Raw genomic sequence first — 26,300 nt, 5'->3', positions numbered from 1 at the left:
TACAAAAATGGCTAAAGCAACCAAAAAAATATAGCTGCAATTCCACTTAAGTTCCTATTTAAAAATTCCAAAGAAAAAAATAAATCTAGCATGAAAAGTAATATAGCGACTTTATTGTAAAAAAAGACTTTAAATTAACCAATTAATTGTTGACCAATAACGAACCATTTATTAACTATCCTCATGCCTATAAAATCTTTAATTACTTTGCCAAATCCAATGTTGCGTGAGGTCTCAAAACCTGTTGCGTGCGTTGATTCTGTTGTCCAAAATCTAATTGATGATATGCTTGAAACCATGTATGACGCCCATGGTATTGGTCTTGCTGCTGTTCAAGTTGGTATTCCATTGCGCCTGTTGGTTGTAGACATCCGTGAGCCAGATACCCCTAGCAATCCGCTTGTGGTTATTAACCCAGAAATTTTGTGGCTATCAGACGAACGTAATGTTTGTAAAGAAGGTTGTCTTTCTATTCCTGAATATTTTGCAGAAGTTGAGCGTCCAAAATGTCTTCGTATTCGCTATGAAGACCGTAACGGCAAAGAAGCAGAAATCGAAGCTGATGGTCTTTTAGCAACCTGTTTACAACATGAAATTGATCACCTGAATGGCCGTCTTTTCGTTGATTATCTTTCAAAAATTAAGCGTGATATGGTAATACGCAAATTTAAAAAGAAAGAAAAAATAACACGGAAGAAATTTTGTAATGACGTTACGAGTGGGTTTTATGGGAACACCTGATTTTGCGGTTCCCATCTTGCATGCTTTGTTAGATGTCGGTCATAATGTTGCAGCAGTCTATAGCCAACCTCCACGCCCAGCAGGGCGGCGTGGCCTTAAGCTGGTTGCCTCGCCTGTTCAAAGAGCTGCGCAAGAGCGTTGTATTCCTGTTTTTACGCCTCAAACTCTCAAAACACATGAAGAACAAGCACAATTTGCAGAGTTATCTATTGATGTTGCTGTTGTTGTTGCTTACGGATTACTTTTACCAAAAGCTATCCTCGAAACGCCAAATTTCGGTTGTTTTAATGTCCATGCCTCACTATTACCACGTTGGCGTGGAGCAGCACCTATTCAACGTGCAATAATGGCAGGTGATAAAAAAACCGGAATAATGATTATGAAAATGGATGAAGGGCTTGATACAGGTCCTATTGCTTTATCTCGCTCTATTACTATAGCTGATGATGTCACAGGGCATGAGTTATCAAACACATTATCACATATAGGGGCAGAACTTATCGTAGAAACTCTGTCTTCCCTAGAAAAAGGCTCTCTCAAGTTGATCCCACAGTCACAAGAAGGAGTAACTTACGCTTCTAAAATAAAAAAAGAAGAAACTCAGATTGATTGGACACAATCCGCAGAATTAATTCATAAGCATATTTGTGCTCTCTCACCATATCCTGGTTGTTGGTGTAAGATGACTATTGGAGACAAACAAGAGCGTGTCAAAATTCTTAAAAGCCGCTTAGTAGCTGGACAATCTCTTGAGGTTGGTCGAATAGAACCCGAAAATTTGATTGTCCATTGCGGTCAGGGACGTATAGAAATAACCCATCTTCAGCGAGCAGGTGGAAAAGTTCTGGATAGTTTAACATTTTTACGCGGCGCAAACATTTCTGCGATTTTTTGATATGGCACGTTTCAAACTTACCCTCGAATATGACGGATCAAATTATGCTGGTTGGCAACGCCAAAAAAATCTTCGTACGATACAAAGTGCTCTCGAGAACGCTATTTTTTGCTTCTGTGGCCAGCAAACAACTGTTACAACAGCAGGAAGAACTGATGCTGGTGTACACGCAACAGGACAGGTTGTTCATGTCGACTTCATGAAAAATTGGCATGTAAACACCGTGCACGATGCACTTAACGCTCACCTGCGTCAACAAAATGAAAATATTTCTATCTTGGATGTGCAAAACGTCCCTGATAGCTTCGATGCACGATTCAGCGCAATAAAGCGTCATTATCTTTTTAAAATTCTTAATCGCCGTGCACCACCGGCTTTAGATACCAAGCGCGTATGGTGGGTACCAAAGTTTTTAAATGTTAGTGCCATGCATGAAGCCGCTCAGAGACTTGTCGGTAAACATGATTTCACAACTTTTCGATCAGCACATTGTCAAGCTAAAAGCCCCATACGCACTCTTGAATGTCTAGACATTCGTAGAGACGGAGATGAAGTTTTTATTTATGCACGAGCTCGCTCTTTCTTGCATCACCAAATACGTTCATTTGCAGGAAGCCTTATGGAAGTTGGTATAGGACGCCGAACAGCTCAAGATCTTGTGATCGCTCTCCATGCCAAAAATCGTGCATTATGCGGTGTTGTTGCACCTCCTTCAGGCCTTTATTTAGTCAAAATAGACTATTAAACGCTCTTTTGAAAAATCTAAGGCAGTTTGTAAAAAGATCGAATTTTTTCAAAAGCTTCTGCTGCTGTTTCAACAAATGTTATAAGATCAATATCAGAAGGAGAAATCATGCCCTGTGCAGATAAATAGTCAAAATTGACAACATTTTTCCAAAATTCTTTGTTGAATATCAAAATAGGAATCTGTTTTATACGTTCCGTTTGTACTAGAGTCAGCGCTTCAAAAAGTTCATCTAAAGTACCAAATCCCCCAGGAAAAATCACCAATGCTTTCGCCCGCATTAAAAAATGCATTTTACGCACCGCTAAATATCGAAAATTGAAACATAAATGTGGTGTCACGTAACTATTGGGATATTGCTCATGGGGTAGAACAACATTTAACCCAATCGTTGGTGCATTAACATCAGCTGCACCACGATTTCCTGCTTCCATCACTCCGGGACCTCCCCCTGTCACAATCACAAATTCACGGTACTCAGTTGTAGCAGAATAAAGTGAACATAAACGTGAAAACTCTCTTGCCACATCATAACAATGAGACATAGTGTGCAAATTTTTCTCCTGTATTGCATTTTTTGCTGCCCATGCTGTTTTCCCAGGTTCAGGAATACGAGCTCCGCCAAACAAAACAACTGTTGACTCAATTCCACTTTCCTGAAGCATGATCTCTGACTTCAAAAATTCAAGGCCAATACGCTGTGAACGTAATTCAGAGCGCATCATGAATTCTTCATCTACATGCGCCAAACGATACGCGGGTGAACGTGTCTGTAATGTATCATATGTTCCACAACTCGTCCTTTGTTCCATCATATCTTCATTAAGAATCTTTTTTTTCATATTATCTCTATGATCCCCATAATATATTTATCGCACACCATTATTGACTACATACGGTATAAACCGTAAAATGACCAAGGGCTCATTACTTTCAACTTGCTCAATGGAACTTCGACAATGACTAACTTAATACAGCTTCAAGAAATTATTGAAAAAGCATTTATTGATCGTAATTCCCTTAACACAAAAACAAAAGGAGAAGTCCGCGATAGTGTTGAGCATACCCTAAACCTTCTCGACAATGGTAAAATTCGTGTAGCAGAACGCCAAGAAAATGGTCAGTGGAAAACTCACCAATGGTTAAAGAAAGCTGTGCTTTTGTCCTTTCGGCTTAACCCTATGCGTACCATTTCTGGCGGCATGAATGAATCATATTGGTGGGATAAGATACCTTCAAAATTCTCTGGTTGGAAAGAAAATGACTTCGAACAGGCTTGTTTTCGTTCAGTTCCTGGAGCCATTGTGCGTCATTCCGCCTACATTGCACCCAATGTCATACTCATGCCATCCTTTGTCAATCTTGGAGCTCATGTCGGTGAAGGAACTTTGGTTGATACATGGACTACTGTGGGTTCTTGCGCACAAATTGGTAAAAACGTTCATTTATCTGGTGGTGTTGGCATCGGTGGTGTTTTGGAACCACTACAAGAAAATCCAACAATCATTGAGGATAACTGTTTTATTGGTGCACGTTCTGAAGTTGTTGAAGGTTGTATTATCCGCGAGGGCGCAGTCTTGGGAATGGGAGTTTTCATCGGGAAATCCACAAAGATCATTGACCGTACAACAGGTGAAATTTTTATGGGTGAAGTACCAGCTTACTCAGTTGTCATTTCAGGTTCTTTACTAGGAAAACCGTTGCAAAATGGTGAAGCAGGACCTAACCTCTATTGCGCCGTTATCGTTAAACGGGTTGATCAAAAAACACGAGAAAAAACATCTATCAATGATCTTTTGCGCGATTGAAAACCTCCATTTTGAAGGTTTTATTTCCAATTAATCACCCATTTTTAAAGCTTCAATGAAAGCTGATTGAGGAATCTCCACCCTTCCGAACTGACGCATACGTTTCTTTCCTTCTTTTTGCTTTTCCAAAAGTTTGCGCTTACGGGTAACGTCACCACCATAACATTTTGCAGTTACATCTTTTCGTAATGCGCGAATCGTCTCACGAGCAATGATTTTACCACCAATTGCAGCTTGAATTGGAATTTGAAACATATGTTGTGGAATAAGATCTTTCAATTTTTCACACATAGAGCGTCCACGCTTCTCTGCTATACTGCGATGCACAAGCATTGATAGTGCATCAATTGATTCCCCATTCACCAAAATAGACATTTTTACCAAATCACCTTCAGAATAATCTGTCATTTGGTAGTCGAAAGAAGCATACCCTTTTGAAATAGATTTTAAACGATCATAAAAATCGAATACAACCTCATTCAAGGGTAAATCATACGTCACCATAGCGCGTGTTCCAACATAGCTCAAGCCAATTTGCAAACCACGACGCTCCTGGCACAATTCTAGAATTGACCCAAGATAATCATCTGGAGTCATAATTGTTGCCCGAATCCACGGCTCCTCTATAGAGATAATTTTGACGACATCAGGCATATCTGCTGGATTATGCAATTCTTTAACAGAGCCATCATTCATATTAATACGATAAATAACGGAAGGAGCTGTTGCAACTAAATCAAGATTAAATTCACGCCCTAATCGCTCTTGAATAATTTCGAGATGAAGAAGCCCTAAGAAACCGCAACGAAAACCAAAACCTAAAGCCGCAGATGTTTCCATCTCAAAAGAAAAACTCGCATCATTTAAACGCAACTTTCCCATAGCTACACGTAAATCTTCAAATTGAGCTACATCAACTGGAAAAAGGCCGCAAAAAACAACTGGCTGAGCAGGTTTAAAACCAGGTAAAGCATCCTCACAAGGATGGCGTTCTTCAGTCAGAGTATCTCCAACACGTGTATCAGCTACTTCCTTAATGGAAGCCGTTATAAAACCTATCTCTCCTGGCCCCAATTCATCAACTTGAAGCATTTTTGGGGTGAATACCCCAACTCGTTCAACCGGATACTTCGCCCCCGTATCCATCATGCGAATAGTTTGGCCTTTTTTTAATACGCCATCTATTACTCGAACGAGAACTATCACACCAAGGTAAGTATCGTACCAACTATCAATAAGCATCGCCTTTAAAGGCTTTTCAACCTCACCAATATGTGGAGGAGGCAATTTCGTAACAATTGCTTCTAAAACATCTACAATACCCAAGCCCGTTTTTGCAGAGATTTCCACAGCCTCAGAGGTGTCAATACCGATGACGTCCTCAATTTGCTTTTTGACACGCTCAGGCTCCGCCGCAGCAAGATCAATCTTGTTGAGCACAACAATCAACTCGTGGTTATTATCAATGGCTTGATACACATTTGCTAATGTTTGTGCCTCTACCCCTTGGCTTGCATCTACCACCAATAATGAACCCTCACAAGCAGCCAATGAGCGCGATACCTCGTAAGCAAAATCAACATGACCAGGCGTATCTATGAGATTTAATATATATATTTCACCATCTCTCGCCTCATAGCGCAAACGCACTGTTTGTGCCTTTATGGTGATTCCACGTTCGCGCTCAATATCCATAGAATCAAGGACCTGATCCCTCATCTCACGCGTATCGAGACCTCCTGTTATTTGAATCAAGCGGTCAGCCAAAGTTGACTTTCCGTGATCAATATGAGCTACAATGGAGAAATTGCGAATATAACTACGATTTATTATCATAGATAAGCGATGTAGCAAAGAATAATACAAAACGCAAAGACCAATTATGTATTTACCTTTGAGAATTTTCGTAAAGAAACTCAATAATCTTGAATTTAAAAAATCATCAAAAAAGAGCGTAATTTTTTTATCTCTTACTTTTTCAGTATTTACATACTGTAATTTTTACGCTCAATCGTGAGAAAAAACCTCATTACAAAAATTACCTTGATTGATACTTCTAATCTCTTCCATTTTAAAAAGACTAAAAGTAATTGCATACTCGTACCATCCAACAACATCGTAGGGTAACAATCATCAACTAAAAATTAAGCATGCAACGTCCATCAAAATCTCTCTATTTTACGTCGATATTGCGTGACTGCAACCAACTAACTTTTCTCAAATAATAAATTCATAAAAAATTATCTAATTTTCAGAAATTACTTTATCCTTTTTGCGCCACTGCGAAGGTTGTAACTCAGATATTATAATTCCAATTAAAATAAATCCTCCCCCCAATAAAGCCAACATAGATAAACGCTCTCCTGCTAGGCGCCCAACGATACCAGCCCACACAGGTTCTCCTGCGTAAATCAATGTTGCTCGTGTAGGTGAAATAGACTTTTGTGCCCAATTCATTGTCAACTGAATCACAGCACTCATCATTGCCAATCCCATACCAGAACTTAACCATACCCATGAAAACTCAGGTATAGATTCACCCACAACAGGCATACAAAAAAATGAGAACATTCCTCCAAAAAATAACTGCAAAACTGTAACACGCCGGCTATCGACTTTTCCAGCAAAAAATCCTATCAAAATAATCTCTCCGGCTATTGCTAAAGCTCCTAAAATAGTGAGAATTTCTCCTACTGAAAAGCTAATACCTTCTATCCCCTGTCCAGAAACGAACATAAGCCCAACAAAGGCAAAAACAACACCAATCCAAGTCGTTAGACGAGGGAGCCTTTTCAAAAAGATCCACTGCAATATAGGAACCATCGGTACATAAAGCGCCGTAATAAAAGCCGACTGGCTACTGACAATACTCTGCAGCCCTGCTGTTTGCAAAACATAACCAAGGAACATTGCCAGACCGACACTTAGACCAGCAAAAATTTCATGAATAGTGAAATTTTTCATCGATCGCAAAAATATTAATCCCACTACACATGCTGCAAGAACGAAACGAAATCCCACAAAAAAAAGAGGACCACTGTAGCGTACCGCAATATGAACAATTAAAAATGTAACTCCCCAAAGCATTGTTACAAAAAATAACGCTAACTCCTGCTTACTCAATAAAGGAAATCGAAATCTCTTTGTTTGAATCATGAAAAAACCCCATTTCAAATTTGCCTCACACATTTCATGAAACAATGAGTGTTCCAGCTCCGTGCTCAGTGAATAACTCAAGCAAAACAGAATGAGGAGTTTTACCATTCAAGATAACCACACCTTCTACGCCATTTTGAATAGCTCTAATGCATGTTTCAACTTTTGGAATCATACCACCTGAAATTGTTCCATCTCTAATGAGATTTTTAGCCTCAGTAATTGTTAATTCCTTCAAAATCCTACCCTCTTTATCCAAAACACCAGGAACATCTGTTAAAAACAAAAGACGCTTAGCCTCTAAAGCTCCAGCAATCGCTCCAGAAAAAACATCAGCATTAATATTGTAGGTCTTACCATCACGACCTGGAGCAATAGGAGCGATGACTGGAATCATTGCAGAACAAGCCAAAAGATCCAGCAATGTTCTATCAATTTCAACAGGTTCACCTACAAACCCTAAATCTAAAACACGTTCAATATGTGAATTAGGATCAATCGCAGTCTTATGAGCCTTTTCAGCAAAAACCATATTGCCATCTTTCCCACAAAGGCCAATCGCCCATTCTCCTTCAGCATTGATAAGAGCAACAATTTCCTTATTAATTGAACCTGCTAATACCATTTCAACAACTTCAATGATTCTTTCATCCGTCACGCGTAATCCATTTTCAAACCGCGATTCAATGCCCATTTTTTTAAGAATCTTAGCAATTTGTGGACCTCCGCCATGCACAACAATGGGATTAACACCCGACTGTTTTAATAAAGCAATATCACGCGCAAATGCCTGACCCAAAGCAGGGTCACCCATAGCGTGTCCACCATATTTTACAACAACCGTCTTATTTTCATACTTCTGCATATAAGGTAAAGCAGATGATAAAAATGCTGCTTGTTTTTCCAAAACATCTCCATTAACATCCGCAATGTTATCCATCAAAAGAATCTCCTAACCATCTTTACCCTCTCTTAACGAAATTTAGAAAAAGTAAAAGAAAATTCTAGAATAATCTTTGTTTATTTTAAAATATGCCCAAAATCTCTGTTAAATAAAAAAATAATATACCCCTCTTACTTCAACAGTAGCTAAATAACATTACTTCATTTACATGTAACAATCGCCGATAAACGCACTGTTACGAAACATTCAATAAAGTATTATGAGACAAATTCTTCATAATTGCATAATTTAAGTTAATTGATACACCTATTATAAATAGACCTTCATGGCACTCCGCTTTTGTCATCTATGCCAAAAGCTCCATGAAATTATAAACTATATCCATATCTTCTGCATTTTAGGAGATTTCTTAACAATCTCTTAAAAACCTTTACCTCCCAGATCTCATTAATGCATCATTTTCTAAAAAATTACTCTGTTTTTTACAATCATCCCCTATCTGCACATACAGAAAACTAATTATGGCCAGAAATATTGTCGAAAAATTCTCTCATGCGTGAAAAAAACCCGTAGGATTGTGGTGAATTTTCATGATTTGAAAGTTGATCAAATTTCTGTAAAAGCTCACGTTGTTCCGATGTCAATTTTTGTGGTGTCTCAATTGTAATGTGAATATAAAGATCGCCCCTCACTTGTTGACGCAATAAGGGCATTCCCTTACCTTTAAGGCGGAATTGACGACCGTTTTGCGTCCCCTCCGGAACTTTAACTCGTGCTTTAACTCCTTCAAGATCAATGACTTCAAATTCCCCTCCTAAGGCAGCTGTTGTCATTGAAATAGGAACACTACAATGAAGATCCGCTCCTTCTCGTTGGAAAAATTCGTGTGGCTTAATGGAAAGAAAAATATAAAGATCACCGGAAGAACCACCATGAATACCAGCATCACCTTCACCGGAAAGGCGAACACGAGTTCCATCTTCAATCCCCGCTGGAATATTAACACGTAATGAACGATTTTCTTCCACACGTCTTGTACCATGACATTTTAAACATGGGTCTGTAATTATTTCACCACGGCCATGACATTTGGGACATGTCTGCTCAATGGAAAAAAATCCTTGTGAAGCACGCACACGTCCTGCCCCGTGACACATTCCACATGCCTGTGGTTTAGAACCTTTTTTGGTCCCCGAACCCTCACAAACACTGCACATAACAGAACTTGGAATATTAATTTGGGCAGTCTTCCCTGCAAATGCTTCCTCCAATGTCACTTCCATATTGTAGCTTAAATCTGCACCACGTTCATGACCGTCACTGCGCCTACGGCGCCCACCACCCATTATATCGCCAAAAAAATCCTCAAAAATATCTGAAAAACCACCGCTTGTAGAAAAGCCACCACTAAACGGACCTGTTCCTCCACGGTTGTTATTATCAAAAGCTGCATGACCAAATCTATCATAAGCAGCCCGCTTTTGAGGATCTTTTAAAATTTCGTAGGCTTCACCGATTTCTTTAAATTTTCGTTCCGCTTCTTTGTCCCCTGGATTACGATCAGGATGATATTGCATTGCAAGCTTGCGAAAAGCAGATTTCAGCTTTTTATCATCACAGTCACGCGTTACACCAAGAGCTTCATAATAATCAATTTTCATCATGTATTCCTGATAAATTCTCCGTTATCCATTCTAAGATAGCAGCCGTTTTCGACCTATGTTGTGTCAATACCAGAATAACAACTACCCCTCAGAATAAAACCCAGCCCTATATTCCACAGACTGGGTTTATCAGCCTATCAATGCACTAACTTCAACTACTTCTTTTTGTCATTAACTTCTTCAAAATCAGCATCAACAACATTCTCGCTATCACTAGCAGTAGTCTCTGCAGACGCATTCGACGCTTCGTACATAGCCTGTCCAAGCTTCATGCTAACTTCTGCTAATTTTTGCATCTTTGTTTTTACTTCTTCAGTATCATCCCCTCCAAGCGCAGTTTTCAAATCAGCTATTGCTGTTTCAATCTGACTTTTGTCATCCGTCGATACCTTATCGCCATATTCAGTCAGCGATTTTTCCGTTGAATGTATAAGGGATTCCGCCTGATTCTTAACTTCTACACCCTCGCGACGTTTCTTGTCCTCAGCCGCATGCGCTTCTGCATCCTTCACCATATTCTCAATATCAGCATCGCTTAGACCACCTGACGCTTGAATACGAATCTGATGTTCCTTACCTGTACCCTTATCTTTAGCCGAAACATTTACGATACCATTCGCATCAATATCAAATGTAACTTCAATCTGAGGCATACCACGCGGTGCAGGTGGAATGCCAACAAGATCAAATTGGGCTAATAATTTATTGTCACTGGCCATTTCGCGCTCACCTTGGAAAACACGAATAGTAACTGCACTCTGATTATCATCCGCTGTTGAAAAAGTTTGCGACTTCTTCGTTGGAATAGTGGTATTCCGTTCAATCAAACGTGTAAACACTCCACCCAATGTCTCAATACCTAAAGACAAAGGTGTAACGTCCAGAAGCAACACATCCTTCACATCACCCTGCAAAACCCCTCCTTGAATGGCAGCACCCATAGCTACAACTTCATCAGGGTTAACACCTTTATGAGGATCTTTACCAAAGAACTTTTTCACTACGTCCTGAATTTTGGGCATACGAGTCATACCACCGACCAGAACAACCTCATCAATCTCGTTAGCACTTAATCCCGCATCTTTTAATGCAGCCTTACAAGGTTCAATAGTACGTTGCACTAAATCTTCAACGAGAGCTTCAAATTTCGCCCGAGTTAACTTCATGGTTAAATGCTTAGGACCAGATTGATCAGCAGTAATGAACGGCAAATTAACTTCGGTTTGCTGCGAAGAAGAAAGCTCAATTTTTGCTTTTTCTGCTGCTTCTTTCAAACGCTGTAAAGCTAATTTATCATTTTTTAGATCAATTCCTTGTTCCTTCTTAAATTCGTCCGCAAAATAACTTACCAAACGCATATCAAAGTCTTCACCACCGAGGAATGTATCCCCATTGGTCGATTTAACCTCAAAAACACCATCTCCAATTTCAAGTACAGAAATATCAAACGTGCCACCACCAAGGTCGTAAACAGCTATTGTTTTTCCATCCTTCTTATCCAGACCATACGCTAAGGCAGCAGCTGTAGGTTCATTGATGATCCGCAACACCTCAAGGCCAGCGATTTTACCAGCATCCTTAGTTGCTTGACGTTGTGCATCATTGAAATAAGCAGGAACAGTAATGACCGCCTGCTCTACTTTCTCACCAAGATAAGACTCTGCGGTTTCTTTCATCTTTTGCAAAATCATAGCTGAAATTTGTGATGGGGAATATTTTTTGCCAGCCTCTTCAACCCATGCATCACCATTATCACCTTTGACAATCTTATAAGGTACTAGAGTTTTATCTTTCTCAACCATAGGATCATCAAAGCGACGCCCAATCAAGCGTTTAACCGCAAAAACAGTTCCTTCAGGATTGGTAACAGCCTGACGTTTAGCAGGTTGGCCTACAAGCCGCTCATCACTATCAGTGAATGCAACAACGGAAGGCGTCGTCCGTGCCCCTTCTGAATTCTCAATAACCTTCGCACTCTTACCATCCATGACAGAAACACAAGAGTTAGTTGTCCCCAAATCGATCCCTATTACTTTCACCATATTTTAATCTCCATTCAGCAAGCTGTTCAAACCGTTACTAAGCATTTTCTTAAAACAGCTCCTTATTCACATTCATAGTCTGTAACCCAATTTCAGACGAAATAACTCAAAAATCATAATAAATTGCTGTTACCTGGTATATAAGAGCAGCTTCTTATCCCTACAAGGGAGAAATTTTCCTAAAATATTTTTTTAAACATGCATTAACTTTAAGGAATCATGTCTCTAATAAACACCATAAACATTAATATTTAACATAGGCAATATCATCAATATTGAGAAAATTAATAAATTATTATTTACGCCCTCTTGGTGTCTTCTTTCCCAAAATTATGCGCCATAATTCAGAAAAATTTCTTCAAAAACTATTTTTACATATAAAATATCAATTATACATAAATTCCGAACAGTGTTTAATAGCTAAAATAATTTTTTATATAATTAAAAACATTTAAAAATATCGAATAGAACTTTTCCTTTACTTATACGTATACTTGTATATATTCATCTCTGTCATCGAAGATACATGTAAAAAATTACTTTAATTTTTGGATTGTCTTTATATTGTATTATTTGAATTACACTTTCTCTTTATGCCTATGTAATTAGGAACTTTTCTTTGTGAAATTCACTTAACACCGAAAGTAAGAAAAATTGTAATTCTAGTTTCCTACGGAGAGCGTTATGCTTACATATGCTCCTCACACAAAATTTGCTAGCAGGAATGTTATTATTTGTGCTTTTTATGCATTTATTTTTGCTCTTATTGCTTCACCCGTCAATGCCAATAAGTACAATATTGGTGATATAGAAATTATTCGACCTTGGACACGCGAAACACTCAAGAATGCAAGAACAAACAGTGGTTATTTTCACATAATTAACCATGGTCCAACTCCTGACTGGCTTATCTCTATTGAAACAGATGGGGTGCAAACAACAGAGATTCACTCCTTGTCAGCGAATAATGACATTGTGCAAATGGAAAAGCTCACTCATGGTATTGAAATTCCAGGCTATGGCGAAACTAAACTGAAGCGTGGTGGAAACCATGTTATGTTTATGGGTCTTTCACAACCATTTAAAAGAGGTGATAAAATTCACGCAAGACTGGTTTTTGAAAAAGCAGGTGTTGTAGATATTGACTTCACTGTAGCAGATATTATGAAAGAAGCACCATCTTCTGAATCTCACCATCATCATTAAGTTGTCTTCATTTCTCGTTATACGATAAAAACATGAAATCGGTTTGTATTGCATTTTATGTAAAATTTTGGATAATGCCTCCCCTGAAGTACAAGTGGCTCATTGAACAAAGTTCTCAAAGATCGTTTGAGGTACTTTCCACAATTAAAACCGATCACCACTTTGTTAACTCGTATTGATGATAAAAAACTATATTTCTAAATATTCTTTTGTCTTTTAATTTGACTCTTCCCTAACCTGAATATTAGTTTTTCATTGAAACAAATCTTACATTTTAGAATCACTATTTTTTCATTTATAATGGCAAATGCTATCCATGACGGTTTCAACAAGGTTAAAAATCCCTCAAAACCTCCCTCATGGGTAAATAGAGACATATTTTGTCTATATTTTGTACAAAATTTTTGTCAATTTTAATAGAAAAATATTGCAATAAGAATATTATACCGTAGTAAAAAACATAACTTTAAAGATATTCAAAAACTACAAGAATAAGGGTGTCTTCGCGCTAGTAAATATAAGGGTGTTTTGCCTTTGCCACAATTTGCACCATATTTGTTTTAAAAAAACATAAATCTCTACAAAATTTTAAGTGTAGGCATTTTTTATTAAAGCAATAGAAAGGTTCAAGAGATCATGAAAAATACTCAACCGATCACCCAAACAATCGTACTTGTTGACGATGATCGCAACATTTTGACATCTTTATCTTTTGCACTCGAAACAGAAGGCTATCGTGTTGAAAGCTATACGGATGGAGCTTCTGCACTTAAAGGTCTGACAATGCATCCCCCACATCTAGCCATTTTTGATATTAAAATGCCTCGGATGGATGGTATGGAGCTCTTGCGTCGACTTCGTCAAAAATCTGACATCCCTGTCATCTTTCTTACCTCCAAAGACGATGAGATTGATGAGCTTTTCGGACTTAAGATGGGAGCAGATGATTTTATTACAAAACCCTTTTCTCAACGCCTTCTCATCGAAAGAGTCAAGGCTATTCTGCGCCGTTCAAATGCGCGAAACCAACCAATCTCGGCAGGAACATTACCTGCTTCCTCTTTCAAGCATGGAGATCTTGTGATGGATCAGGAACGCCATACTTGTACATGGAAAGATAAGCCTGTTGTTTTGACAGTTACAGAATTTTTAATTCTTCAGACTCTAGCACAAAGACCCGGAGTGGTTAAGAGCCGCGATGCTTTGATGGATGCTGCCTACAATGATCAAATCTATGTAGATGATCGAACCATTGACAGTCACATCAAACGGTTGCGTAAAAAATTTAAACAAGTGGATGATAATTTTGCAATGATCGAAACACTGTATGGTGTTGGCTATCGTTTCCATGAAGCATAAGGCTATCGTGCTGCAACAGGTTAAACAATAACAGAATCGATGACAAGAGATATTCAACTCAAAAGATTACCAAATGATATTCACCCAGCATGGTTTTCCGTGCTAACCTATTGGTATTCTCGGATGAAACGTCTTTTCAGACAGCTGTTTTTTTCTAGCTTGACACGTCGTATTGTCATTTTAAATCTGGCTGCTCTTTGTGTTTTGGTTACAAGTATTCTTTATCTAAACCAATTTCGTGATGGTTTAATTGAAACAAAAATTGAAAGTTTGCGCACTCAGGGAAAAATTATTGCTGAAGCTATTGCCGACTCCGCAACAGTAGATACAAATCCTGCTCTAATTGATCCTCAAAAACTTCTGGAATTAAAAGCTGGAGAAAGCATTACGCCAGCGCCTCAATCAACTGATACCTGGGATTTTCCTATTAATTCTGAGTTGGTTGCACCACTTTTACGTCGAATCATCACACCTAAAGCAACAAGAGCACGAATTTATGATCGTGATGCTACTCTGCTCCTCGATTCACGTGTTCTCTACTCTGGAGGTGAGGTTTTTAGCTACGATTTACCACCTCTAGAAACTAAAAAACACCTGTTATGGAATCGATTATATTCGTGGTTTTCAAATACACTGCACGGTGGTGGCCTTACCCTTGATAAGGAATATGCAAAAGGTTATGAAGACATCCATCCAGAAATTTATAAGGCATTGCACGGTTCTTCTGCAACAGCTAAGCGACGTAATAAACAAGGTCAATTAATTGTTTCAGTTGCTGTTCCTGTTCAACGTTATCGTGCCGTAGTGGGAGCTCTTCTTCTTTCAACTGTCAGTTCGGATATTGATAACATAGTGAAGGGACAAAGACTTGTTATTTTCAAAGTCTTTGCAATTGTCGGCAGTGTACTTTTATTACTCTCTTTACTTTTGGCCCATACTATTGCTTATCCGCTAAGTAGATTGTCTATCTATGCCAACCGTGTGCGTCATGGAAAAAATAAACGTGTGGAGATTCCAGATTTTTCAGACCGAGAAGATGAAATTGGTCACCTTTCAACATCTATACGTGATATGACGAACGCTCTCTATACACGTATTGAAGCTATTGAACGCTTTGCCGCGGATGTAAGCCATGAACTAAAAAATCCGCTTACTTCACTACGTAGTGCTGTTGAAACATTGCCACTCACCAAAAATGAAGCAGCACAAAAAAAATTATGTGAAATTATTCAACATGACGTACGTCGCCTTGACCGTTTAATTACCGATATTTCTGACGCTTCACGTCTTGATGCAGAGCTTGCCCGTGAAACCGCACAAATTGTTGACATGGAAATATTCTTAGAGAACCTCATTCGTGCTGTATGTGAAGTGTACCGCAATCAGCAAACAATAGATGTTAGCTTGGATATCATTCCCAATACCTATAGTAAACGTTATCTTGTTTTAGGACATGAACTCCGACTGGGGCAGGTCATTTCTAACCTCCTTGCAAACGCACGCTCTTTTGTTCCTCAAAACGATGGAAAGATTTGCGTTACTATGCAAAATAGAGACTCAACACTCATCTTAACCGTTGAAGATAATGGCCCTGGCATTCGTTTAGAGAGTATTGACCATATCTTTGAACGCTTTTACACAGACAGGCCGCACGAAGATACATTTGGACAAAACTCTGGATTGGGTCTTTTTATCAGCAGACAAATTATTGAAGCTCACAACGGAACCCTCACAGCTGAAAATATCACTGACTCCACCCTTGAAAATGGCAGAACTGGCGCACGCTTTATTATTATGTTACCTCTTATAAAATAGCACCTTCATTCCAATGAATATATACAGTACCTACAAAATCTATTTTTCGCCACCTCTAAAACGACTTCAATGCTCCACGAGCATCATCTTCTTCAAGATCTTTTCTAACTAAAAAAAAGACAGTGTCGTACACAAGATAATTTGAAGACAATCTATGCCTAATTACTTTCAGTAGAAGCCTCCCGCGCTCCTCCTTTCGCAACACCAACCATTGCAGGACGCAAAACACGATCCCCTATAGTATAACCTGCCTGAACAACCTGTTGTATCGTGTTATCTGGAACATCAGAATTGGCAATCTCAAACATTGCTTGGTGAAAATTAGGATCAAATTTTTGTCCCTCTGGACATATTTTTTTCACCCCATGACGTTCTAAAGCTGACATCATGGCACGCTCAGTCATTTCAACACCTTCAGCCAATGCCTTTAAACCAGCGTCATTTTCACGTGCGCCCTCTGGAATAGCTTCTAAAGCTCGATTAAGGTTATCAGAAACAGATAACATATCACGAGCAAAACTGGCAATTGAATAGGCCTTTGCGTCGGCAACATCACGCATCGTACGACGGCGAAGATTTTCCATATCCGCGGCAAAACGCAAAATTTGATCCTTCAGTTTCCTATTCTCGTCCTGCAGAGCAGTTAAAGGATCTATAGATTCACTTTTTTCTTCTTCAACACCCGTGCAAACTTCTTCCTTATGTGCTTCTACATCATCACCCACAGCTTGCTCGAGAGTATCAGAATTTTCTTGGTTTTCACATGAAACATCCGTAAATTTGCTTTTTTCGTCAAACATAAAATTCTATCCCTTCATAAGATTTGCTACCCCCGATATCGAAATTTTATACCCAAAAATCAAGAGGAATTTTTTCATCCTAGCACAATGAACATCCAAAAACACCTAAGATACATCAACGCAACAGCTGAGACATAAGCTGAGCTGTGTAATCAACCATAGGTACAATTCTTGCATAATTAAGCCGTGTTGGTCCAATGACACCTAAAGCACCAACCACTTTTTGCTGCGTATCACAATAAGGCGCTACCACTAAAGAAGAACCAGAAAGTGAAAATAATTTATTCTCTGAACCTATAAAAATGCGAACGCCTAAACCTTCATCAGCTAAACTAAGCAATTGTGCCATACTCTCACGCGTTTCAAGATCGTCAAACAAACACCTCAAACGCTCTAAATCTTCTTCCGCCTTCACATCTTCTAACAAATTGCTCCGTCCACGAACAATAAAATGCATCTTACGATCTTCATCTTCTCCCCCCCAAAGGGCTAGACCCATTTTAACAAGACGATGGGATAATTGATCAAGTGCATCTCGTGTTTCTGCACATAGATGCTCAATCTCTATCTTAGCTTCTCTGAGTGTGCGCCCCTGAATATGAGCATTAAGAAAATTTGTTGCTTCCACTACTTGCGAATGTGTCACACCTTCTGGCAAATGAACAATCCGGTTCTCAATTTCACCACTTTGCGTTACTAAAATTGCGAGAGCATTTTGGTTGTCAAGGCGCACAAATTCGATGTGCTTTAACGTACCCTCATGTTTCATTGCTAAAACTAACCCAGCTCCGCGTGAAAGATCTGAAAGGATTTGGCTAGCTTGAACCAAAAAATGTTCAGCGGATTGTGTATGATCGGCTTCTTTTATTTGAGCTTCAATATTTTCACGCTCTTCTGGTGGTAAACAACCCACTTCCATAAAAGCATCTATAAAAAATCGTAACCCTGGTTGTGTTGGCATACGTCCCGCAGAAACATGTGGTGCATAAATTAAACCAAGATGCTCAAGATCACTCATAACGTTGCGGATCGTTGCAGGTGATAGTGTTTGCTGTAAAAGACGCGAAAGATTGCGTGATCCCACTGGTTCACCATCACTGAGATAAGCTTCAACAATGTGGCGAAAAATATCGCGTGAACGCTCATCAAGCCCCTTCAATCCATCTGCAATAGAGATCTGTTTTGTCACCTTCATATTACCACTTTAATAATATTTTTTTCTTAATAAAAAATACAAGCTCCATCAAAACTTGACCAAACTACTTTTATTCATTCTATCAACATATTGTGTAATTTACCTCAAAAGATATTCTTTCTACCAAAAAACTCTTAATGTATTTTCCGATCTTTACTCTCTCATAAAACTTAAACATCCTTCTATAAATACTTTAATGAGCAAATTTACAGAGATATCTTAATTTTATAGAGTCCCGTAATATTCATATTTACAATAACCTAGACTAGCTGAAAATACAGAAGAGCACATCTCTCAATAACATACTTCAATATTTTTAATGTTCACGATTCGTACAGAATACACCATTAACGTATAAGGATAATTTAAAAACCATCGTCAATAATATTATAACGGTCTAGAAAATTTTTGTGAATGTTAAAAAGAATTTTTGGTGATACCGTTCTTGTTCTTTTGTTAATATTGATATTTCTTAGCTTATCATCATGCCACGATAAAAATTTTATTAAAAATTAATTCTCGTTTTTAGGAAGAATAGATATGAGATGCATACCTGATAAAAAACTCGTTATTGCCACACACAATACCGGAAAATTACGTGAAATTTCTGAATTGATTGCCCCTTTTGATTTTACGATACAGTCAGCTGCAGAACTTAATCTTCATGAACCCGAAGAAACTGGCACAACATTTGAAGAAAACGCATACATCAAAGCCTTTGCAGCTTCAAAAATTACAGGCCTTCCTGCTTTAGCAGATGATTCTGGCATGGAAATTGATGCCTTAAATGGAGCTCCAGGAGTTTATACAGCTGATTGGGCACTTCAACCTGATGGTACGCGTGATTTTTTAAAAGCCATGCAAAAAATAGAAAATGAACTCCAAAAAGTTGGAGCCTTAAAAAAAAGTCATCGAAGATGCCGCTTTATATCCGTTATCTGTATCGCATGGCCTGATGGTTATGCAGATTATTTTCGTGGATGTGTTGAGGGAACGTTCATTTGGCCACCTCGTGGAGATAAAGGTTTTGGTTTTGACCCCATTTTTTTACCAGATGGACATGAAAAAAGCTTCGGAGAAATGTCTGCAAAACAAAAACACGGCTGGAAGTTCAATAATGAAAATGAAACTCCTCTCTCTCACCGTTCACGCGCTTTCAAACTTTTTGCAGACAACATTCTGGTGAGCAAATGACTAAACCATTTGGCATTTACATTCACTGGCCCTTTTGTGCAGCTAAATGTCCTTACTGTGATTTTAATTCACATGTTCGCATAAATAATGTCGATCAACAACGTTTCATAACTGCTTTTGAACGCGAAATGGCAACTCAGTATAATGCAATAGGACAACGCTATATTACGAGTATTTTTTTTGGTGGTGGAACCCCTTCTCTTATGACACCTCACACCGTAAGTGCCTTATTACAAGCTGTCGCAAAAAATTGGACCGTTGATGATCAAACTGAAATCACATTAGAAGCAAATCCCTCCAGCGTGGAAGCGGATCGCTTCTATGGTTACCGCACAGCAGGTGTCAATCGTTTGTCTTTAGGTATACAAGCACTCAATGATGAAGATTTAAAACAACTTGGCCGTCTTCATGATGTTAAACAAGCTCTCCACGCGATTACTTTAGCACGTAAAATTTTCCCACGTATTTCTTTTGATTTGATTTATGCCCGTCCAAAACAAACACTCAAACGATGGAAAAATGAACTCTCTCAAGCCATTGATTTAGCAGCAGACCATCTCTCCCTATATCAACTCACTATTGAAAATGGCACCCTTTTTAAACGACTCCATGCTGCAGGAAAATTGATTCTCCCTACACCAGAATTGGCAGCAAATCTTTATAATCTTACTCAAGAAATAACTACTAAACATAATCTTCCAGCTTATGAAATTTCAAATCATGCGATTCCTGGCGCAGAATCATGCCATAATCTGCTTTATTGGCGCTATCATGAATATGCAGGATTTGGTCCAGGGGCACATGGACGCTTCATAATACATTCATCCAAGGATTATCATTCCTTATCTGAAATTCTTTTAAATGAAACACGTCATGTCACAATGAATGAGAGAAATCCTGAACGCTGGCTCAAGCTCGTAGAAACTACAGGTCATGGTTGCATTGAGACAGAGGAATTAACAAAAGAACAACAGGCCGATGAAATGCTGCTCATGGGTTTGCGACTCTCAGAAGGACTTGATCTTACACGTTACAATACCTTACGCTCGAAAAGCCTATCACCACTAAAACTCACTGATTTACAACAACAAGGGTTAGTAGAAATTACCAATAATCAGCGCTTAAAAGTAACAAGTACAGGGCGCATCTTTCTCAATTATATCGTTAATCAACTAACATATTAAAGTTTCTGAAACCTCTTCCCCCTCATAACACTCATAAGCATTGCCTACGCAAAAAAATCAATGATGAAACGCTCATAAATAGCCGTAAGATTTTCTATGGCATCAAGAGTAACATACTCATCTACCATATGCATGGTGTGTCCTGGTAAACCAAGCTCAACAACTGGACAATAGTCCTTAATAAACCGCGCATCCGAAGTACCGCCTGAAGTTGAATATTCAGGCTTATTCCCTGTCACACTTTCAATAGTATTTGATATCATTTTAATCAATTGATCATTATTAGTTAAAAAAACATCTCCTAGATTTGGTATCCATTCGAGATAATAACAAGGTAATTGACCTATATCACCTTTCAATTGTACTGAAGAAAGACGCCTTTCTATTTCTTCAGTAAGGCTTTCTTTTGTCCAGAGATCGTTATAACGAATATTAAAACGAATAATTGCTTGTTCTGGAATAATATTAACAGAGGAATTTCCTGTATCGATAGTTGTTAGTTCTAAATTACTTGCTTGAAAATTTTTTGTTCCTTGATCTAAAGCTGTCTGCGTTAAGGCTTGAATAAGTTTATTTGCCAAAGGCAATGGATTCGCTGCTCGCTCAGGAAATGCAACATGCCCCTGCTGCCCTTTAATTGTAATAACTCCAGAAATCGATCCCCGGCGGCCAATTTTTACCACATCACCTGCAACCTTTATACTTGTCGGCTCACCAACAATAGCTGCATCCCATTTTTCACCTTTTTGCGCTGCCCATTTCAAAAGTTTTATTGTACCATTAATAGCAGGACCTTCTTCATCACCTGTAATCAGAAGACTTATGCTCCCTCTTATAGCTTTTTCTTCAAATACCCGAGCCAATGCTGCTATAAAACAAGCAATTCCACCTTTCATATCAACAGCGCCCCGCCCATATAACTTCCCCTGAGTTATCACACCCTCAAAGGGAGGATAGGTCCAACTCTCTAATTTACCAGGTGAAACTACATCACTATGGCCTGCAAACATAAGATGCGGCCCACTGTGGCCTATTTTGGCATAGAAATTTTCAACATCATCTGTATTTTTATCGAAAAAAACAGGGCGTTCAACACTAAACCCCATCTGCTTTGCACACCGTTCCAAAACTGACAAAGCACCAGCTTCACAAGGCGTAACAGAAGGACAACGAACAAGTGCCTGTAATAATTGGACAGGATCTGTAAGGGTGAGCATAAGTGCCATCCCAATCTAGCGAAAATACTTCGACAATACTAAGCCAATACTGGTAAAAGATAAAGAAAATATTTTATGTTGAGATTCTAATATTTTTCATAAGTAAATATACAACATAACGCAGTACTGTAATTTGAAGTTAGCGAAAGTTTATTTTCTGTAACAAATGACCATTTTTCCTTAACCAATCTTGGTGAATTTTATACTCAGGGCAAAGTCGTTTGCACAAATCCCAAAATTTTATTCCATGATTCATTTCAATAAGATGAGCAACCTCATGTGCAACGACATACTCAATGACCTCTTTTGGAGCCATAACAAGGCGCCATGAAAAAGATAAATGACCACCAACTGCACATGATCCCCAGCGGCTCTTAGTATCTCTATAACGCACTAACTTAACTTTACGCTTTATCTTGTGTGCGTAATGTGCCACTAGCGGCGTTATCACAATCTCAGCTTGTTTTTTCAGAATATCCATCACTCGTCTTGGTAAATGTGCTAATTGGCCATAAACAACAATTTGTGGTTCTTGTCCTATATCTCCCAAAACAATCTCAGCTATCCCTCGCCCCTCTCTATGCTTGATGACATGAGAAACACCCAATAACGGAATCCTCGTACCTTCCTTGAGATGAAAATTTTCACAGGATTCAAATATATGAGTAAGACGCTCTTCAATCCAGGGACGATGCGTCTCTATAAAACGTTGTACAACACAGCGATTTATTGTTGGTGGCACTGTCAAACCAATTTTTTCCCCATTTGCATCAACGCGTAACGTCAAACGACGAGCATGCCTATGCTCTTTCACTCGTAAGGGAACAACATAATCAGCGAAAATGAAACTTTGCTCATAAACAGCCATATATCATATCTCACAACAGAGAGACTTTATCTTTAGCTTTACATAATCTCAATTAATTAGAGACATTATTACTCTTTCAAGACAATCCAAATCCTTTGGACGCGAAAAATTATGATCTGCATCACGAACGAGTGTCAAGGTAACATCATTTAAAGGAAGATGATCAAGCAAATCCATTGAATGTTGGTAAGGAACCGGTTCATCCTCCATCCCTTGTAAAATATGAATCGGACACTTAACATCAAGACAACCATTCATGATGCTATTGTTTTTTCCATCCTCGAGCAATATTTTTGTAAACGGCAGTGGCTCTGATTGCTCGCTTAAAGGCACTTCACAATAACCTTTTTCTTCTAAGTCTTTCAATTCAACTTCTTTTAAAACTGGTTTAATCAAAGCATCCGTAAAATCGGTCGCAGGTGCAATCAAAACTATACCAGCAATCTCTTTACCTTGCTGCGCGAGCAGCGTGGCAAGTCTCATAGCAATCCACCCACCCATAGAAGACCCAATTAAAATTTGAGGTCCTTCACAATACGCTTCAAACACTGCTAAACTTTCTTCCACCCAACGAGATATCGTCCCTTGAAAAAAAATCTCCTCCCGATTCACCATGGCCAGAATAATCAAAACGCAAACAAGATAAGTTATTTTTTTCGCAAAAGAATCGATGGCTGTCGCCTTATCACCCAGCATATTAGCACGATAACCAGGCAACACGACTAAACCAGGAGAACAAGCACCTTTTCTATGACGCACCGCAAGAGTTATACCGTTAAACGAAAAAAACTGGCAAAAAACATCTTGATCCATCTAGTCTCCTTCCAATTAAGAATACTGTCAACAATAGATCACAAAACATTTACTAATACAACCATAGATGAGGTACTAATTCTTGTTGTTTTTCTACACGTAATTGTATATTTAGGTTCATTCAGATAAACTAAAATTAAGGAGCATTAATCATTCGTCGACCATTTAAAATGACGCCCGATCAAAAGGATGGGCCACGTTCAAATCAGGAAATTAGAGTCCCTTATGTTCAATTGATTAATGATGAAGGACAAAATCAGGGTGTCATTGCAATACAGGAAGCACTTGCTATGGCTACTGATGCTGGACTTGATCTTGTTGAGATTGTGCCGAATGCAGAACCTCCTGTGTGTAAGATTGTTGATCTTGGTAAACTAAAATATCAAAATCAAAAGAAAGCGGCTGAGACGCGCAAAAAGCAAAAGATTATTGAAATTAAAGAAATTAAAATGCGACCGAATGTCGATATCCATGACTATGACGTTAAGCTCAAGGCTATCCATCGTTTTATTGATCATGGAAACAAAGTGAAAATTACCTTGCGTTTCCGCGGTCGTGAGATGGCACACCAAGACCTTGGAGTAAAACTTCTTCAACGAGTCAAGGAAGATACAGAAGGAATTGCTAAAATTGAATCTGAACCTAAACTTGAGGGTCGCCAAATGATGATGGTGATTGCGCCTAAATAATCTGTGGCTGGCGAATCATCTGTTATTTAGTAAAGATATTAAGGATGTTACTAAAAAGGATGGTGACATCCATAGTATGAGCAAGGTGTAGTATTGAATGCCCATTGCTATAGTTGGCGTACAGAATCTTTTATCATTGCAGACAAGGTGTTTCTCGGAGCAGAAAAGCCTCTCTGCGGTGTGCAGCCCTATCTTGCATACTACAATGATAAAAGATAAAAAAACATATGATCAAAAAATTAATTTCCTCTTCCGATAGACACTTAATCACTCGTCTTTTAAAAGAAAATTTTCGTAAGCATATACATTGGTATAGCGCTGCCATTGCCTCAATGATTATCATTTCCATAACCACTGCAACTAGTGCATGGATTATGCGTGATGTTGTTAATCATATCATTGATGCGCATAATCTTAATATGATTGTTCTCATTTCTAGCATCATTGCTTTTATTTTTATTCTCAAAGGAATAGCAACTTTTGCACAAACCTACTTCTTAAACAAAGCCGGAAACAGTATTGTGGCCGAACAACAGCGTAAGATCTATGCACGTCTCATGCAACAAGGGGTATCTTTTTATCAAAATAATGCTTCCTCTGATCTTCTCATTCGTATAACCCACAACGCAATAGAAGCCCGCAATATTATCAATACAATTATTACAACTTTTGTACGTGATTTACTTTCTGTCATCGGCCTCTTGCTTGTGATGTTTATTCAAAATTTCACACTCATTGCTATTACCTTGTTTGTTGGACCATTGGCTCTATTCGGGATTCGAATAACCCTAAAACGTGTACGCAATCTCATGGAAAAAGAACTTCTTTCTCTTGGAAAGATTATTAAAATAATGCAAGAAACTTCCACCGGTATTCGAGTTATTAAGGCTTTTGCACTTGAAGAATTAATGAAAAAACGCATGAATGAAGCTGTTGGTGATGTTGAGCAAAAAGCTAACAATATTGCCACTCTTGAAGCCGCCATGAGTCCAATTATGGAGACGCTCGCTGGAATCGCAATTGCAATTGTCATTTGCTTTTCTGGTTATCTCGCAACCCAACGCACGGGCGTTCAAGGTGAATTAATGTCTTTCATTGTAGCTTTACTTTTAGCCTATGAACCTGCAAAAAGACTAGCAAATGTACGCGTTAAAATTGAATCTGGTTTAGTAAGTCTCCGCACGATGTTTGAGATACTTGACCATCCTCTAACTATTGTAGAACATGAAAACGCTAAGGATTTTCATAAAACACAACATTCTATCCGTTTTGAACATGTCTCTTTCGCATATGAGAATAGTCAAACAATACTAAATGATATAAACTTTGAAATAGAAGCTGGAAAAATGACAGCATTAGTGGGACCATCTGGTGCAGGAAAATCAACCCTCATCAATCTCATTATGCGCCTTTATGACCCAACACAGGGGCGTATATTAATTGGTAATCAAGACATACGCTACCTTAAATTTAGTTCCCTCAGAAAACTCATAGCCTATGTGGGACAAGACATCTTTCTATTTCAAGGAACCATCAAATACAATATCAAACTTGGAAAAGAAGGAGCTAGTGATGATGACATCATAAAAGCAGCAAAAGCAGCGAATGCTCATGATTTTATTATGGATTTTCCTGACGGTTATGAAACACAAATAGGCGATAACGGTAATAACCTTTCCGGTGGGCAAAAACAGCGTATTGCTATTGCTAGGGCTATGCTTCATGATGGCCAAATCTTGATTCTTGATGAAGCAACAAGCTCTTTGGATTCGCACACTGAAGCTCAAATTAATGATGCACTTCATCACCTCATGAAAGGACGTACCGCTATTGTAATTGCCCATCGCCTTTCAACAATTGCACATGCTCATAGAATTGTTGTAATGCAAAATGGACGCCTCATCGAGCAAGGAACGGAATTGGAACTGTTATCAAAAAAAGACAGCCTTTATAAAAAGCTTCACCATATACAATTCAAGAAACAAAAATCCTAAAACTGTAAATC

The 26,300-nt window shown here is 38.6% G+C and carries 21 protein-coding genes and 1 pseudogene; 11 read left to right on the top strand and 11 right to left on the bottom strand.

All coding sequences use genetic code 11. From position 1 onward, the window contains the following. Nucleotides 1-183 precede the first annotated feature (183 nt). Genes def through truA form a run of 3 tightly spaced genes read left to right on the top strand, consistent with a single transcriptional unit; the run spans nt 184 to nt 2,381 of the window. Nucleotides 184-741, top strand: coding sequence for a peptide deformylase (gene def / locus PU02_RS02430; RefSeq protein WP_053943926.1), 558 nt, complete (start codon nt 184-186; stop codon nt 739-741). Then, nucleotides 707-1,636, top strand: a complete 930-nt coding sequence (gene fmt, locus PU02_RS02425; protein ID WP_053943925.1) for a methionyl-tRNA formyltransferase — start codon at nt 707-709, stop codon at nt 1,634-1,636. The genes def and fmt overlap by 35 nt, the downstream gene beginning before the upstream one ends. A 1-nt stretch (nt 1,637) precedes the next feature. Then, nucleotides 1,638-2,381 (top strand): tRNA pseudouridine(38-40) synthase TruA, encoded by a 744-nt coding sequence (gene truA, locus PU02_RS02420; protein ID WP_053943924.1) that lies wholly within the window; start codon nt 1,638-1,640, stop codon nt 2,379-2,381. 17 nt (nt 2,382-2,398) lie between these two features. On the opposite strand, the gene PU02_RS02415 is transcribed toward truA, so the two are convergent. Beyond that, a complete protein-coding gene (locus PU02_RS02415; RefSeq protein WP_053943923.1) occupies nt 2,399-3,223 on the bottom strand; it encodes an LOG family protein in 825 nt (274 codons plus the stop codon). Nucleotides 3,224-3,340: 117 nt separating this feature from the next. Here PU02_RS02415 and dapD point away from each other — a divergent pair, with 117 nt between their 5' ends. Beyond that, complete coding sequence (gene dapD, locus PU02_RS02410) at nt 3,341-4,189, top strand: 2,3,4,5-tetrahydropyridine-2,6-dicarboxylate N-succinyltransferase (RefSeq protein WP_053943922.1); 849 nt, start codon at nt 3,341-3,343, stop codon at nt 4,187-4,189. A gap of 30 nt (nt 4,190-4,219) precedes the next feature. On the opposite strand, the gene lepA is transcribed toward dapD, so the two are convergent. From lepA to dnaK, 5 genes are all read right to left on the bottom strand, one after another. After that, complete coding sequence (gene lepA, locus PU02_RS02405) at nt 4,220-6,025, bottom strand: translation elongation factor 4 (protein ID WP_053944631.1); 1,806 nt, start codon at nt 6,023-6,025, stop codon at nt 4,220-4,222. A 408-nt stretch (nt 6,026-6,433) separates the two neighbouring features. Continuing rightward, entirely contained in the window at nt 6,434-7,345 is a 912-nt protein-coding gene (locus PU02_RS02400) for a DMT family transporter (protein WP_053944630.1), read from the bottom strand. A 34-nt stretch (nt 7,346-7,379) separates the two neighbouring features. Continuing rightward, nucleotides 7,380-8,285, bottom strand: coding sequence for an acetylglutamate kinase (argB, locus tag PU02_RS02395; protein ID WP_053943921.1), 906 nt, complete (start codon nt 8,283-8,285; stop codon nt 7,380-7,382). 479 nt (nt 8,286-8,764) lie between these two features. Continuing rightward, nucleotides 8,765-9,910, bottom strand: coding sequence for a molecular chaperone DnaJ (gene dnaJ, locus PU02_RS02390; RefSeq protein WP_053943920.1), 1,146 nt, complete (start codon nt 9,908-9,910; stop codon nt 8,765-8,767). Between the two features lie 158 nt (nt 9,911-10,068). Continuing rightward, nucleotides 10,069-11,955, bottom strand: a complete 1,887-nt coding sequence (gene dnaK, locus PU02_RS02385; protein ID WP_053943919.1) for a molecular chaperone DnaK — start codon at nt 11,953-11,955, stop codon at nt 10,069-10,071. A 684-nt stretch (nt 11,956-12,639) separates the two neighbouring features. Between dnaK and PU02_RS02380 the strand changes: the two genes are divergently transcribed. The 3 genes from PU02_RS02380 to PU02_RS02365 all read left to right on the top strand — a co-directional run bounded on the left by PU02_RS02380 (nt 12,640) and on the right by PU02_RS02365 (nt 16,335). After that, nucleotides 12,640-13,161 carry a copper chaperone PCu(A)C gene (locus PU02_RS02380; RefSeq protein ID WP_053943918.1) on the top strand — a complete coding sequence of 174 codons (522 nt, stop codon included), beginning with the start codon at nt 12,640-12,642 and terminating at the stop codon, nt 13,159-13,161. 636 nt (nt 13,162-13,797) lie between these two features. Further along, nucleotides 13,798-14,520 (top strand): response regulator transcription factor, encoded by a 723-nt coding sequence (locus PU02_RS02370; RefSeq protein ID WP_053943916.1) that lies wholly within the window; start codon nt 13,798-13,800, stop codon nt 14,518-14,520. 39 nt (nt 14,521-14,559) lie between these two features. Continuing rightward, a complete protein-coding gene (locus tag PU02_RS02365; RefSeq protein ID WP_053943915.1) occupies nt 14,560-16,335 on the top strand; it encodes a sensor histidine kinase in 1,776 nt (591 codons plus the stop codon). A gap of 158 nt (nt 16,336-16,493) precedes the next feature. On the opposite strand, the gene grpE is transcribed toward PU02_RS02365, so the two are convergent. Together grpE and hrcA are read right to left on the bottom strand one after the other, a co-directional pair. Then, nucleotides 16,494-17,135, bottom strand: a complete 642-nt coding sequence (gene grpE / locus PU02_RS02360) for a nucleotide exchange factor GrpE (RefSeq protein WP_053943914.1) — start codon at nt 17,133-17,135, stop codon at nt 16,494-16,496. A gap of 115 nt (nt 17,136-17,250) precedes the next feature. Then, nucleotides 17,251-18,330, bottom strand: a complete 1,080-nt coding sequence (gene hrcA, locus PU02_RS02355) for a heat-inducible transcriptional repressor HrcA (RefSeq protein WP_053943913.1) — start codon at nt 18,328-18,330, stop codon at nt 17,251-17,253. 540 nt (nt 18,331-18,870) lie between these two features. Between hrcA and rdgB the strand changes: the two genes are divergently transcribed. Together rdgB and hemW are read left to right on the top strand one after the other, a co-directional pair. Beyond that, the gene (gene rdgB, locus PU02_RS02350) at nt 18,871-19,524 is read left to right on the top strand and encodes an RdgB/HAM1 family non-canonical purine NTP pyrophosphatase (protein WP_053943912.1); all 654 of its coding nucleotides are present in this window, start codon (nt 18,871-18,873) and stop codon (nt 19,522-19,524) included. Beyond that, nucleotides 19,521-20,708: a radical SAM family heme chaperone HemW gene (hemW, locus tag PU02_RS02345; RefSeq protein WP_053943911.1), complete on the top strand. Its 1,188-nt coding sequence runs from the start codon at nt 19,521-19,523 to the stop codon at nt 20,706-20,708. The genes rdgB and hemW overlap by 4 nt, the downstream gene beginning before the upstream one ends. A 44-nt stretch (nt 20,709-20,752) precedes the next feature. On the opposite strand, the gene dapE is transcribed toward hemW, so the two are convergent. The 3 genes and pseudogenes from dapE to PU02_RS02330 form a co-directional block, all read right to left on the bottom strand. Then, a complete protein-coding gene (dapE, locus tag PU02_RS02340; RefSeq protein WP_053943910.1) occupies nt 20,753-21,925 on the bottom strand; it encodes a succinyl-diaminopimelate desuccinylase in 1,173 nt (390 codons plus the stop codon). Nucleotides 21,926-22,064: 139 nt separating this feature from the next. Beyond that, nucleotides 22,065-22,793 (bottom strand): M48 family metallopeptidase, encoded by a 729-nt coding sequence (locus PU02_RS02335; RefSeq protein WP_053943909.1) that lies wholly within the window; start codon nt 22,791-22,793, stop codon nt 22,065-22,067. A 48-nt stretch (nt 22,794-22,841) separates the two neighbouring features. Further along, nucleotides 22,842-23,606 (bottom strand): annotated as a pseudogene (locus tag PU02_RS02330) (alpha/beta hydrolase). Nucleotides 23,607-23,776: 170 nt separating this feature from the next. Here PU02_RS02330 and infC point away from each other — a divergent pair. Then, nucleotides 23,777-24,295: a translation initiation factor IF-3 gene (gene infC / locus PU02_RS02325; RefSeq protein ID WP_053943908.1), complete on the top strand. Its 519-nt coding sequence runs from the start codon at nt 23,777-23,779 to the stop codon at nt 24,293-24,295. 227 nt (nt 24,296-24,522) lie between these two features. Further along, complete coding sequence (locus PU02_RS02320) at nt 24,523-26,289, top strand: ABC transporter ATP-binding protein (protein WP_053943907.1); 1,767 nt, start codon at nt 24,523-24,525, stop codon at nt 26,287-26,289. Nucleotides 26,290-26,300 lie beyond the last annotated feature (11 nt).

This window comes from Bartonella ancashensis, from assembly GCF_001281405.1.
Lineage (GTDB): Bacteria > Pseudomonadota > Alphaproteobacteria > Rhizobiales > Rhizobiaceae > Bartonella > Bartonella ancashensis.
This window is presented reverse-complemented; position numbering and strand designations above follow the sequence as displayed.